This window comes from Micromonospora musae (genome assembly GCF_003626635.1).
GTDB classification, from domain to species: Bacteria; Actinomycetota; Actinomycetes; order Mycobacteriales; family Micromonosporaceae; genus Micromonospora; species Micromonospora musae.
In genome coordinates this window covers 158,982-171,774 of sequence record NZ_RAZT01000011.1, presented here as the reverse complement: position 1 = coordinate 171,774, position 12,793 = coordinate 158,982, and the positions used below count along the sequence as shown (strand labels likewise).

At 74.6% G+C, this 12,793-nt stretch carries 11 protein-coding genes; 7 read left to right on the top strand and 4 right to left on the bottom strand.

What is annotated here, in order from left to right:
• Positions 1-54: 54 nt before the first annotated feature.
• Entirely contained in the window at positions 55-909 is an 855-nt protein-coding gene (gene fdhD, locus D7044_RS22365; RefSeq protein WP_120682996.1) for a formate dehydrogenase accessory sulfurtransferase FdhD, read from the top strand.
• A gap of 87 nt (positions 910-996) precedes the next feature.
• Here fdhD and D7044_RS22360 read toward each other — a convergent pair whose 3' ends face one another.
• Both D7044_RS22360 and D7044_RS22355 read right to left on the bottom strand, forming a co-directional pair.
• Positions 997-1,692 carry a GAP family protein gene (locus D7044_RS22360; protein WP_120690105.1) on the bottom strand — a complete coding sequence of 232 codons (696 nt, stop codon included), beginning with the start codon at positions 1,690-1,692 and terminating at the stop codon, positions 997-999.
• Between the two features lie 187 nt (positions 1,693-1,879).
• The gene (locus tag D7044_RS22355) at positions 1,880-2,926 is read right to left on the bottom strand and encodes a DUF4192 domain-containing protein (RefSeq protein WP_120690104.1); all 1,047 of its coding nucleotides are present in this window, start codon (positions 2,924-2,926) and stop codon (positions 1,880-1,882) included.
• Positions 2,927-3,161: 235 nt separating this feature from the next.
• Here D7044_RS22355 and D7044_RS22350 point away from each other — a divergent pair, with 235 nt between their 5' ends.
• From D7044_RS22350 to D7044_RS22330, 5 genes are all read left to right on the top strand, one after another.
• Positions 3,162-4,076, top strand: coding sequence for a fructosamine kinase family protein (locus D7044_RS22350; protein WP_120690103.1), 915 nt, complete (start codon positions 3,162-3,164; stop codon positions 4,074-4,076).
• Positions 4,073-5,086 (top strand): GTP 3',8-cyclase MoaA, encoded by a 1,014-nt coding sequence (gene moaA, locus D7044_RS22345; protein ID WP_120690102.1) that lies wholly within the window; start codon positions 4,073-4,075, stop codon positions 5,084-5,086. The genes D7044_RS22350 and moaA overlap by 4 nt, the downstream gene beginning before the upstream one ends.
• Before the next feature lie 14 nt (positions 5,087-5,100).
• Positions 5,101-5,364, top strand: a complete 264-nt coding sequence (locus tag D7044_RS22340) for a MoaD/ThiS family protein (protein ID WP_120683184.1) — start codon at positions 5,101-5,103, stop codon at positions 5,362-5,364.
• A 10-nt stretch (positions 5,365-5,374) separates the two neighbouring features.
• Positions 5,375-6,619, top strand: a complete 1,245-nt coding sequence (locus tag D7044_RS22335) for a metallophosphoesterase (RefSeq protein ID WP_120690101.1) — start codon at positions 5,375-5,377, stop codon at positions 6,617-6,619.
• A 187-nt stretch (positions 6,620-6,806) separates the two neighbouring features.
• The gene (locus D7044_RS22330) at positions 6,807-10,001 is read left to right on the top strand and encodes a UvrD-helicase domain-containing protein (protein WP_120690100.1); all 3,195 of its coding nucleotides are present in this window, start codon (positions 6,807-6,809) and stop codon (positions 9,999-10,001) included.
• Positions 10,002-10,083: 82 nt separating this feature from the next.
• Here D7044_RS22330 and D7044_RS22325 read toward each other — a convergent pair whose 3' ends face one another.
• Positions 10,084-10,722: a prepilin peptidase gene (locus tag D7044_RS22325; protein ID WP_120690099.1), complete on the bottom strand. Its 639-nt coding sequence runs from the start codon at positions 10,720-10,722 to the stop codon at positions 10,084-10,086.
• 10 nt (positions 10,723-10,732) lie between these two features.
• Complete coding sequence (locus D7044_RS22320; RefSeq protein ID WP_233563530.1) at positions 10,733-11,710, bottom strand: EamA family transporter; 978 nt, start codon at positions 11,708-11,710, stop codon at positions 10,733-10,735.
• Positions 11,711-12,169: 459 nt separating this feature from the next.
• Here D7044_RS22320 and D7044_RS22315 point away from each other — a divergent pair, with 459 nt between their 5' ends.
• Positions 12,170-12,652, top strand: coding sequence for an LppU/SCO3897 family protein (locus D7044_RS22315; protein ID WP_120690153.1), 483 nt, complete (start codon positions 12,170-12,172; stop codon positions 12,650-12,652).
• Positions 12,653-12,793: the final 141 nt, after the last annotated feature.

The window sequence follows — 12,793 nt, the reverse complement described above, 5'->3', positions numbered from 1 at the left end:
CATCCGGTCACGGTAGCCGTGCGGACGCCCCGGCGTCGGGTGCAGGATGTCGGGGTGGGACGGGCGACAGAGCGACGTGGCGTGATCCGGATCGACCTCGACGCGGTGCAGGGCCGCACCTCGGTCCGGCGGCCGGACAACCTCTCGGTGGAGGAACCGCTCGAGATCCGGGTGGGCCCCGCCGGCCCCGGCCGACGCCGGCCGCTCGCGGTGACCATGCGTACCCCCGGCGACGACCTCGACCTGGCGATCGGCTTCCTGCTGACCGAGGGTCTGATCCGCTCGGCCGACGACGTGCACACCGCCCAGCTCTGCGCCGGGGCGGAGACCCCCAACACGTACAACGTGGTGGACGTGGTGCTCGCGCCCGGCGTGCCGGAGCCGGCGACCGACCCGGCCCGGAACTTCTACACCACCAGCTCGTGCGGCGTCTGCGGCAAGGCCAGCATCGACGCGGTCCGGACCCGATCGCTCTTCCCCGTCCACGACGACCCGGTGACGGTGCCGGCCGCGCTCCTCGCCGAGCTGCCGGAGCGGCTGCGCGCGGCGCAGCGCGGCTTCGAGCGCACCGGCGGTCTGCACGCGGCCGGCCTCTTCACGTCGGACGGGGAGCTGGTGGTGCTCCGCGAGGACGTGGGCCGGCACAACGCCGTGGACAAGGTGATCGGCTGGGCGGTACGCGAGCGACGGCTCCCGCTCGCCGGGCACCTGTTGATGGTCTCCGGGCGGGCGAGCTTCGAGCTGACGCAGAAGGCGTGGATGGCGGGTCTGCCGTTGCTCGCGGCGGTCTCCGCGCCGAGCAGCCTCGCCGTCGACCTCGCCGAGGAGGCCGGGATGACGCTGGTCGGCTTCCTCCGGGGCCGGACGATGAACGTCTACGCGCGCCCCGAACGGGTGGTCGTGAGCTAGGGCGTGTGTCGCCGGCCGACCGAGCGGCGGGCGGGCAGCCGCCGGACCCTCGCCGCCCGGTCGCCTCGCGGGGCCCGCGGCCTTCCGTCAGCCGAACAGCTCGAGCCGGGCGAGGGCGTCGCGGGCCAGCAGGAAGCCGGCGATGCCGAGGACCCAGCCGAGCATGCTGCCCGACTTCTCGGTGATCCAGGTGTTGAGCCGGTTGAGCAGCGGCTCGACCCGCGCCGGGAACGCCACCCGGACGCCGAGCAGCAGCACCGCGGGCACCACCATGATCAGGCAGTAGCCGGCCAGTACGGCTACCACTGCGGGACCGCCCACGTCGGCCGATGCCAGCAGGCTCACCGCGCCCAGGTACGGCAGCATGGTCGCCACTTCGGCCAGCGCGGCGAGCAGCGCCAACCCGACCAGCCACCGGGGGGAGGAGTCGCCGGAGGTGGCCCGGTCCCGCCAGCGCAGCACCCCGCCGGAGCGGCGTCGCCGCTTGCCGTCGTAGCGGAAGCTGATCGCGAACAGCCCGACCCCGAGCGCGAGCTGCGCCCAGAGCACCGGCCGCTGATCGAGCGCGCCGCCCAGCGCCTCGGCGAGCCGGGTGCCACCCCAGACCAGCAGCAGCCCGACCAGCAGGTAGAAGCCGGCGATCGTCCCGAGGTACGTGAGGATGCGCGCGACGTTTACCCGGCCCGGGGCGAGCAGCAACCAGACCGGAATGAAGAGCGTGCCGATGCTGGTGCTGTCGATCAGCGCCAGCCCGGCGAGCGCCAGCAGCAGGCCGACGCTCATCGGGGTGTCGAGGGGAGTCTGATCACGTATCGATTCTCGGGCGGGCCCACCCCTGTCGAGTCGGCCCGGGGAACGAAGACGGCGTACATCGTTCGGGGGACGGCGTCGCGCTCCGCGGAGACTCGGGCGGAGCGGATCTGCGCCTCGGCCACGGCTTCCTCCGGCGGCGACGGAGGCGCGTTCCGCCTCACCGGGCCGGGCGACGCCTTCTCCGCCGGCTGGCGACCACCCCCGGCGGCCCGACCACCGGCCAGCCGTCCAGCTCCGAGGGGGGTACGCCGCGACGGAGCAGGTCGTCGAGGAGCAGCGCGAGCGAGTAGTCGGGGTGCTCGGCCAGCGCCCGTTCCAGGGCGACCGCCGCCAAGGCCCCCTGGCCCGCGCGCCAGGCGGCGAAGGCCAGCAGACTCGCCGGGGCGGCGATCAGCTCCGGTTCGGCCCGGCGCAGCACATCGGTCCAGAGCCGGATGTCCCGGTCCCGCCCGTCGGTGCGTTCCCAGGCGTGGTCGCGTACCGACACCCGGGTCAGCAGCAGGCTGAGCCAGGCCACCTCGTCGTCGCCGAGGCGCTCACCCCGACGCTGCCGGCGCAGCGCCTCCCGAACGGCGGCCACCCCGGCCGCCCGCACCGGGCCCCCGCCGAGCGGGTCGTCGGCGGGGGCCTCCCCGAGCAGGCGCGCCAGCCGCTGCTCCGCCTCGGCGGTGGCCCGCCGCATCGCCTCGCGCGCCGCCCCGTCCACCGGCGCCACCTGCGCCACCAACGCGTCGCGGTCGGGGAGGGCCACCTGGCCGGCGTAGACGGCCGAGGCGGTGATCTCACTGGCGCCCGGGTCGTACCGCCGGCCCTCGGGTGGGCAGCAGCCCGCCTCGTCGCAGAGGTAGGACCACCACCGGCCGTCGGTCACGCGCAGCGCGTCGAGCAGGACCAGCCCGGCCTCGGCGAGCGCGTCGCGGGCCGCATCGACGGCGGGAGTGACCCGGTGGGCCGGCCCGTAGCCGACCACGGTGGCGGCGTCGGCGCGTTGCCGCCCGACGACGTGGGCGAGGTGCCGCAGCGGAGCGCCCGGATCCTCGGCCGGGTCGGGCAGGTCAGCCCGGGCGGCGAAGACGACCCGTCGGCCGCGCATCGCCACCACGACCACGCTCTCGGCGGGGTGGAAGCCGAGCAGGTACGGCACGGCGGCGATCAGGTCGGCGGGCGAGCGTACGGCGAGGCGGGGAAGTTCGGTCGAGGCCATGTCGGCAGCCTGCGACCGGGCGGGTACGCTCCGCAGCCCCCTGTGGACGACACGCCCGTCGTCCACAGTCACGCAGCGTGTTTTCCCAGCTCAGTCCCGATCACGACCACTCATCCGGGTGCGCCTGCCGCACCCGGGTACGAGGGCGCGCGGAGCCGGGCGGGCGGCTCTGCGCAGCGGCAGCGGACCGGCCGGTGGCGGGCGGAAGGTCGGTCGGACAAGTTACGGTGCGGTAATGGACCTCGCGTATCTGCGGGCGCACCCGGCCCAGCTGCCGACCTTCCTCACCCACCAGCGGATCCGCGAGACCCCGGTCTCCGGCGGTGACATCTGCGCCGCGTCCCGGCTGACGCTCGACGACGGTCACTCGATCTTCACCAAGACCTGGCCGGAGCGGACCGACCGCCCCGCCCCGGACGGCTTCTTCACCGCTGAGGCCGCCGGGCTGCAGTGGCTGCGGGACGCCGCCGCGGTCCCGGTGCCGGAGGTGATCGTGGCGCTGCCGGAGCTGCTCGCGCTCGCTTGGGTAGAGCCCGGTGAGCCGACCCCGGAGGCGGCCGAACGCCTCGGGCGGGACCTGGCCGCCCTGCACCGGGCCGGCGCGCAGAGCTTCGGAGCGCCCTGGAACGGCTTCATCGGGGCGTTGCCGCAGGACAACACCCCCGACCACGGCCCCTGGTCGCAGTGGTTCGCGAACCGGCGGCTCACCCCGTACCTGCGCCGCTCGGTGGAGAACGGCGCACTGACCGCCGCCGAGATCTCCGTGGTGGAGAAGGTCGTCGAGCGGATCGGCGAGTTCGGCGGCGACGAGCCGCCGGCGCGGATCCACGGTGACCTGTGGCCGGGCAACGTGCTCTGGGCCGCCGACGAGCGGGCCTGGCTGGTGGACCCGGCCGCGCACGGCGGGCACCGGGAGACCGACCTCGCCCAGCTGGCGCTCTTCGGCGGGGCACCCTACCTGGACCGCATCCTCGACGCCTACCAGCAGGCCTGGCCGCTGGCCGACGGATGGCGGGAACGCGTGCCGCTGCACCAGCTGCACCTGCTGCTCGTGCACAGCGCCCTCTTCGGCGCCACCTACCGCGATGCGGTCAACCGCACCGCCCGTTCCGCCCTCACCGGGCTCAACCACGCTACGGTCGACCGGTGAAGGCCGCCCACCCGCGCGACGGCGTCCTCGTCGACCGGTACGACCGAGTCGCCCGGGACCTGCGCGTTTCGTTGACCGACAAGTGCAACCTGCGCTGTACCTACTGCATGCCGGCCGAGGGGCTGCCCTGGCTGGCCGGGCCGGAGCTGCTCACCGACGACGAGATCGTGCGGCTGGTCGGCGTGGCCGTGCGGCGGCTGGGCGTGACCGAGGTGCGGTTCACCGGCGGCGAGCCGCTGATCCGCCCCGGGCTGGTCGGCATCGTGGCCGCGGTGGCCGCGCTCGACCCGCGTCCGAGGATCTCGCTGACCACCAACGGCATCGGCCTGGACCGGCTCGCCCCGGCGCTGCGCGCCGCCGGTCTCGACCGGGTGAACGTGTCGCTGGACACCCTGGACCCCGACCGGTTCACCGAGCTGACCCGCCGTCCGCGTCTCGACGCCGTACTGGCCGGCATGGCCGGGGCGGCGGCCGCCGGCCTCACCCCCGTGAAGATCAACAGCGTGCTGATGCGCGGGGTCAACGACGACGAGGCGCCCGCGCTGCTCCGCTTCGCCCTCGCCCACGGCTACGAGCTGCGGTTCATCGAGCAGATGCCGCTGGACGCGCAGCACGGCTGGGACCGGGCCGCCATGGTCACCGCCGACGAGATCCTCGCGTCGCTGCGGCGCGAGTTCGACCTGCGTACCGATCCCGCCGAGCGGGGGTCGGCACCGGCCGAGACCTGGCTGGTCGACGGCGGCCCGGCTCGGGTCGGAGTGATCGCCAGCGTCACCCGCCCGTTCTGCGGCGACTGCGACCGCACCCGGCTCACCGCCGACGGACAGGTCCGCGCCTGCCTCTTCGCCACCGAGGAGTCCGACCTGCGTGGCGCGCTGCGTGCCGGGGCGGACGACGAGGACCTGGCCGACCGCTGGCGCCGGGCGATGTGGGGAAAGCGGGCCGGTCACGGCATCGACGACCCGACCTTCCTGCAACCTGCCCGGCCCATGTCGGCGATCGGAGGGTGACCGTGACCGACCGGATGTCGCCGACCACCACCGCGACGCTCACCGTCCGCTACTTCGCCGGGGCACGGGCCGCCGCCGGCCGGAGCGAGGAGCTCGTCCCAGCCGGGGAGTCGCTCGACGGCATCGCCGCTGAGCTGGCCTTACGTCACGGTGAGCGGCTCGCGGCCGTACTGCGGGTGGCGAGTTTCCTCGTCGACGGACTGGTCTGTCATGATCGACGCACACCGCTGCCGGCCGGGGCGACGATCGACGTCCTGCCCCCTTTCGCGGGCGGCTGAGGGAGGACGTGTGCTGTCGGCTCTGGGGTTCGTGGGCACCCTCGCCCTGATCACCGGCCTGCTCCATCTCTACCTGTGGAAGCGCCTGGTCCGGGACACCACCCGGCCGGGGCGCTGGCGACGCATCGGCGGCATCGTCGCCGTGGTGCTCGCCGTGCTCGTGCCGGCCACGATGGCGGGTACCCGGGCCGAGCTCTACTGGCTGGCCTGGCCCGGCTACCTCTGGCTCGCGCTGATGTTCTACCTGCTGGTGCTGCTGCTGGCGCTCGAGGTGCCGATGCTGGCGGCCCGGCTGGCGCTGCGCCGCCGGGTGGTCACCGCCGAGCCCACGACCGCCGCTCCTGAGCCGGTGCTGGTGGGCGGCGCCGGGCCCGCCGACCCGCCGGCCGCCGCGGCGGTCGACCAGCCCGACCACGACCCGTCGCGCCGGTTGCTGCTGTCCCGTGGGGCCGCCATCTTCGCCGGGCTCACGGCCGCCGGGATCACCGGGTACGGCGTCCGCACCGCCCTCGGCCCGCCCGAGCTGGACCGGGTACGCATCCCGCTGGCCAAGCTCCCCCGCAGCATGGACGGCCTGCGCATCGCCACGGTCTCCGACATCCACCTGGGACCGCTGCTCGGCCGGGCGCACACCGAACGCATCGTGGCCACGATCAACCGGATCGACGCGGACCTCGTGGCGGTCGTCGGTGACCTCGTCGACGGCACGGTCGCCGAGCTCGGCGAGGCGGCGGCGCCGCTGCGCGATCTGCGTTCCCGCTACGGCAGCTACTTCGTGACCGGCAACCACGAGTACTACTCCGGGGTGGAGGAGTGGGTGCAGGAGCTGGACCGGCTCGGGCTGCGGGTGCTGCAGAACCGGCGGGTGGAGGTCCCCGCCCAGGGCGGCGTACTGGATCTGGCCGGCGTCAACGACGTCTCCGGCAGCGGTACCGGCCTCGCCGCCGGTCCCGACTACGGGGCGGCGCTCGGCGACCGGGACCCGTCCCGCCCGGTGGTGCTCCTCGCACACCAGCCGGTCGCGGCGGTGGAGGCGGCGAAGTACGGCGTGGACCTGCAACTGTCCGGGCACACCCACGGTGGACAGATCGTGCCGTTCAACCTGGCGGTCGGGCTGGAGCAGCCGATCGTCTCCGGCCTGGGCGAGGTAGACGGCACGAAGGTGTACGTCACCAACGGCGCCGGCTTCTGGGGCCCGCCGGTCCGCGTCGGCGCGCCACCCCAGATCACCCTGGTGGAGCTGCGCACCCCCTGACCCCGCGCCCCTCCCCGCTCCCGCCTGTTGATCATGAAGTTGTTGCTCCGACACGCCGATGCAGCCGGCAACAACTTCATGATCAACTCGTTGAGGGGCGGGGTGGGGTGGGTCCCGGGTGAATTGCGCTTGTCACGTGTGTGCGTGGCGGCGGGCGGGCTCCGGGCCGGACGTGACAGGATGCGGCGTGCCTCCGTTCAGCGCCGTACCCTCCGGTGGCCGCCCGCCGTTCGTCGCGGACCTGCACATCCACTCGAAGTACTCCCGCGCCTGCAGCCGCGACCTCACCCTGCCGAACCTCGGCTGGTGGGCCCGGCGCAAGGGCATCGGACTGCTCGGCACCGGCGACTTCACCCACCCCGCCTGGTACGACCACCTGCGTGAGACCCTGCACCCGGCCGAGCCCGGTCTCTACCGGCTCAGCCCGGAGGCGGAGCAGGACATCGCCCGGCGGCTGCCACCCCGGCTGGCCGGTGCGGCCGAGAGCGACCCGGTCCGCTTCATGCTCAGCGTGGAGATCTCCACGATCTACAAGCGGGACGACCGCACCCGCAAGGTGCACCACCTGATCTACCTGCCGGACCTGGACTCGGTGGCCCGGTTCAACACCGCGCTCGGCCGGATCGGCAACCTCGGCTCCGACGGCCGGCCGATCCTCGGCCTCGACTCCCGGGACCTGCTGGAGATCACCCTGGAGGCGAGCGCCGACGGCTACCTGGTGCCGGCGCACATCTGGACGCCGTGGTTCTCCGCCCTCGGCTCGAAGTCCGGCTTCGACGCCATCGCGGACTGCTACGCAGACCTGGCCGACCACATCTTCGCCGTGGAGACCGGCCTCTCCTCCGACCCCGAGATGAACTGGCGGGTCGGCAGCCTGGACGCGTACCGGCTGGTGTCCAACTCGGACGCGCACTCGCCGCCGGCGCTGGGCCGGGAGGCGACGCTCTTCGCCACCGACCGCGACTACTTCGCGGTACGCGACGCGCTGCGCACCGGCGACGGCCTCGCCGGGACCGTGGAGTTCTTTCCCGAGGAGGGGAAGTACCACGCCGACGGCCACCGGCTCTGCGGGGTCAACTGGGCTCCGGAGCAGACCCGCGCGGCCGACGGACGCTGCCCCGAGTGCGGCAAGCCGCTCACCGTCGGTGTGCTCAGCCGGATCGAGGAGCTGGCCGACCGCCCGGCGGGGCACCGGGCGGAGCAGGCCCGCCCGGTGACCCACCTGGTGCCGCTCGCCGAGATCCTCGGCGAGTTGAACGGGGTGGGCGCCCGCTCGAAGAGGGTCGACGGGAAGCTCAACGAGCTGATCGCCGCCCTCGGACCGGAGCTGGAGATCCTGACCGGCACGCCCCTCGACGAGATCGCCCGGGTCGGCGGCGAGTTGCTCGCCGAGGGGATCGGCCGGCTGCGCCGGGGCGAGGTCCGCCGGGTGCCCGGCTACGACGGCGAGTACGGCGTCATCACACTCTTCGATCCGGCGGAGCTGCGCGGACGGGCCGGCGGAGCGCAGGCGGAGACGCTCTTCGACGTACCGGTGCCGGTGCAGCGGCGGCCCGCGGAGCCGGCCGCGAAGGCACGGGCCAAGCGCCCGGCGGCGGCCAAGGCCGAGCCGAAGCGGAAGGCCGCGCCGCCGCCCCCACCGCCGATCGCCCCGCCGCCCTCACCACACGAGCCGTTCGAGCCGATGCTCGCCGGGATGGAGGAGGTCGGCACCGGGCTGCTGGACCGGCTCGACGCGATGCAGCGGGTGGCCGCCTCCGCGCCGGGCGGGCCGCTGCTCATCGTGGCGGGGCCGGGGACCGGCAAGACGCGGACGCTGACCCACCGGATCGCGTACCTCTGCGCCGAACTGAACGTCTTCCCCGAGCGCTGCCTGGCGATCACGTTCACCCGGCGCGCCGCCGAGGAGCTGCGGCACCGCCTCGACGGCCTGCTCGGGCCGGTCGCCGAGGACATCACGGTCGGCACGTTCCACTCGCTCGGGTTGACCATCCTGCGGGAGAACACCGCCGCCGCCGAGCTGCCGCCGGACTTCCGGATCGCCGACGACGCCGACCGCGCGGCGGCCCGGGTCGAGGCGGGTGACGACGCGGCCGCGTACACCGCGTTGCTGCGCAAGCAGGGTCTGGTCGACCTGGACGAGCTGCTCACCCTGCCGGTGGCGCTGCTGCGGGCGGACCGGACGCTCGTCGAGCGCTACCGGGACCGCTGGCAGTGGATCTTCGTCGACGAGTACCAGGACGTCGACGCGGTGCAGTACGAGCTGCTGCGGCTGCTCAGCCCGCCGGACGGCAACCTCTGCGCGATCGGCGACCCGGACCAGGCCATCTACTCGTTCCGGGGCGCCGACGTCGGCTACTTCCTGCGCTTCTCCCAGGACTTCACCGATGCGCGGCTGGTCCGGCTGAACCGCAACTACCGCTCCTCGGCGCCGATCCTCGCCGCCGCCGTGCAGGCGATCGCGCCGTCGTCGCTGGTGCGTGGCCGCCGGCTGGACCCGGCCCGCCTCGACCCGGAGGCCCCGCTGGTCGGACGCTACGCGGCGGCCTCCGCCGCCGACGAGGCGGACTTCGTCGCCCGTACGACCGACGAGCTGGTCGGCGGGCTCTCCCACCGGTCGCTGGACTCCGGCCGGATCGACGGCCGGTCCACCTCGCTCTCGTTCGGCGACATCGCGGTGCTCTACCGCACCGACTCCCAGGCAGCGCCGATCGTGGACGCGCTCACCCGGGCGAACATCCCGGTCCAGAAGCGCTCGCACGACCGGCTCCGGGACCGGCCGGGCGTGGCGGCGATCGCCCGCGAGCTGCGGCACGCGTCCGGGCTCGGCGGCGGCCTCGCCGCCCGGGTACGGCTGGCCGGCCAGGTCGTGGCGGAGCGCTTCGCAACCCCGACGCTGGACGGCGCGGGCACCGTACGCCCCGAGGACGTCCGGACGGCGGTCGACCTGCTCACCCCGCTCGCCCGCCGCTGCGGCGACGACCTGGAGCTCTTCCTCTCGCAGTTGGCGACCGGCGCCGAGGTCGACGCGCTCGACCCGCGCGCCGAGGCGGTCACGCTGCTCACCCTGCACGCCGCCAAGGGGCTGGAGTTCCCGGTGGTCTTCCTGGTCGGCGCCGAGGACGGGCTGCTGCCGCTGCGCTGGCCGGGCTCGACGCCGGACGAGGAGGCCGTCGCCGAGGAGCGCCGGCTCTTCTTCGTGGGCCTGACCCGGGCGCAGGATCGGCTCTACGTGAGTTCCGCCGCGCGCCGCATCCGGCAGGGCACGGAACGGGATTGCGCACCGTCGCCCTTCCTGGACTCGATCGACCCCGGCCTCTTCGAACGCTTCGGTGACGCCGAGCCCCGCCGCCCCAAGGACCGCCAGCTCCGCCTGCTCTGAAGCATCCGGCCGCCCGGGCCGGCCGCGTCGCCGTCGATCCGGGCGGCGGGCACGACGGGCGGCAGGAGGGGCGGGCGGTCGCTCAGGCGAGGAGCGCCGCGAGCCAGGCTCCGGTCAGGATGGCCGGACCGAACGGCCACCCGGTGTCCCGGCGGATCCGCCCGGCGAGCAGTTGCGCCAACGCCCAGAGCCCGCCCAGCACATGCGGCAGGGCCAGCCCCCAGGCGAGGGCCGGCCAGCCCAACCAGCCGAGCGGCAGGCCGAGCGCGGCGGCGAGCTTGACGTCGCCGAAGCCGAGCCGCGAGCCCGGGAGCAGCGCCAGGAGCACGTACCCGGCGAGCGAGATCGCGGCGCCGGCCAGGGCGGTCGAGAGCCGGGCCGCCTCGCCGCCGGCCGCTGCCACCGCGCCCAACCCGAGCGCACCGGACGCCGCCGCCGTGGCGACCAGTGGGTCGGGCAGCCTGAGGCAGTCCAGGTCGACCGCGGCGAGCACCAGGCCGACGGCCGCGATCACCAGGAGGACGGGCAGCGCCGGGTCGTCGCCGCGGGCGGCGACGAGCCCACCGAAGGCCACCCCACCGGCGACCGCGAGGCCCAGGCGAGGCCGCCTCGGACGCGCCACCCGCGGGTTCGGGACGACGTAGCGGCCCCCGAGCGTGGGGGCGACCGATCCGGCGAGCACCCCGAGGAGCACCGCGACGGTCAGCGGGCCGGCGGACACCGGCCGGACGCTACCGGCGGGATGTCTCCGGGGTCGCCCCGGCCGCCGAAGGCGCGGTATCCGGTCTGCTCGTCGCGCCTCGACCCGGACGCTCGGTGCTCACCACCAGGGCCACCCCGGCCACGATCACCGCGCCGCCGAGCAGCACCTGCGCGGTTACCGGCTCGGCGGCCAGCACCGCGCCGAGGGCCACCGCCACCGCCGGGTTGACGTAGGCGTACGTCGAGACGAGCGAGAGCGGCGCGTTGTGCAGCAGCCAGACGTACGCGGTGAAGGCGACCAGCGAGCCGGCCACCATCAGGTAGCCGAGCGCGAGCCAGGAGCGGCCGCTCACCTCGGCCGGGTCGAAGCCGCGCAGCTCGCCCCGGCCCACCGAGAGGACGATGAGCGCCACCGCACCGGCCGCCATCTCGTAGACGGTGGCGACGAACGGATCGGCGGGCATCCGGAGGCGGCCGGAGAGGAAGGAGCCGATCGACCAGCTGGCCGCCCCGGCGACCACGGTGAGCGCCCCGCCCAGGGGCACCGCGTCCGCGCCTCCGCTGGGCAGCACGAGCAGGACCAGCCCGACGAATCCGAGGCTGACTCCGGCGAAGGTCCAGATCCGGGGGCGGTCGCCGGTGGCCGAGCGGAGCAGCACCACCAGCAGTGGCACCGTGGCGACCAACAGTGCGGCGATGCCGGAGGGCAGCGCGACCCCGGGCGGCCCGGACTCGGCGAGCACCACGAGCCCGTTGCCGCCGGCGAGCAGGAGCAGCCCGACCAGCCCCGCCGAGGCGAGCTGCCGCCGGTCGACCCGGAGGGCGCCCGCGCCGCGGCGGATCCGCAGGACGAGCGCGAGCACCAGAGCGGCGGCGGCGAACCGGGCCGCCGCCGAGGCGAGCGGCGGCATGGTCTCCACCGCGATCCGGATACCCAGGTACGTGGAGCCCCAGAGCAGGTAGACCAGGAGGAGCGCGGTCCAGACCAGGGTGGGGGTCGCGGTCACGGCCCGGCCGGACGGATCGGCGGCAGGGGACGGACGAGAGGGAGTCGAGGCCATCGTCGGTCCACGCTACGGTGACCTCGGTGTCGGCGTCCCGCCTTGGTGGCCGGCCTCTCACCACTGTCCAGGAGGGCGTTCATGGCGAACTACGGATCACCGGGTGGCGAACCCCCGGACCCGTGGCGCGGGCAGCGACCTTATCCGGGGTACCACGGTCAGGAGGCGCAGCGGCCAGCCGGACCCGAGCCGCACCACGACGAGCCGCAGTACCCCGAGCCGCCGTACGGCGAGCCGCGCCGCGACGGCCGCTACGACGCCGAGCCGCGCCACGGCCGCTATGACGCCGAGCCGCACCGCGACGGCCGCTACGAGGAGCAGCCCTACCCGAACGGCGGGCACGCCACGGCGGGACCGCAGCGGGCGTACGAGCCCGCGCCCGAGTGGGACCCGGTCGGCGGCCCGGTGCCGTACGCCGGGGCGCCGGCTCCGGCGCGGCGTCGTCGCGGGCCGCTGATCGTGGTCTCGGTGGTCGTGGTGCTGCTGGTGCTGGCCGCCGGTTCAGCGCTCTACCTCCTGGCCGACGGGGACGAGCCGCCGCCGGTGGCCGCGCCGACCAGCGCGGTCCCGTCCCGGGCAGCGGATCCGGACGTACCCGCCCCGACGGCCCCGGCGACCGCGGCGGCACCCGAGTCGTCGGCGGACCCCCGCTTCGCGAAGGTGGGGCAGTGCGTCCGCCACGACGGCACCGCGAACGGGAAGCCGAAGCTGCTGATCGCCGGCTGCGCCGCGAACACGTACGAGGTGCTGCGCCGCTTCGACGGCACCACGAGCGGGGAGAAGGACGCCGAGACGAAGTGTGCCCAGGTCCGGGGCTACACCAACTGGTACTTCTACGACAGCGAGCTGGACACCCTCGACTTCGTCCTCTGCCTGAAGCAGCGGTAGGGCACCGTCGCAAGGCGCGGGGTCGCCACCGGTAGCCGAAACTAGGGCTTTCTAGCATGGACGCTAGAGAGCCCTAGTTTTATGTCGAGAGTTCTCGACACGCCGGTAGCCCCATCTATCCATGTCTAGCCTCGCAGCTAG

Coding starts and splice junctions, on each gene's coding strand:
- D7044_RS22360 (WP_120690105.1), bottom strand. CDS start 1,692: ATGAGCGTCGGCCTGCTGCTGGCGCTCGCCGGGCTGGCGCTGATCGAC.
- D7044_RS22340 (WP_120683184.1), top strand. CDS start 5,101: ATGTCGCCGACCACCACCGCGACGCTCACCGTCCGCTACTTCGCCGGG.
- D7044_RS22350 (WP_120690103.1), top strand. CDS start 3,162: ATGGACCTCGCGTATCTGCGGGCGCACCCGGCCCAGCTGCCGACCTTC.
- D7044_RS22355 (WP_120690104.1), bottom strand. CDS start 2,926: ATGGCCTCGACCGAACTTCCCCGCCTCGCCGTACGCTCGCCCGCCGAC.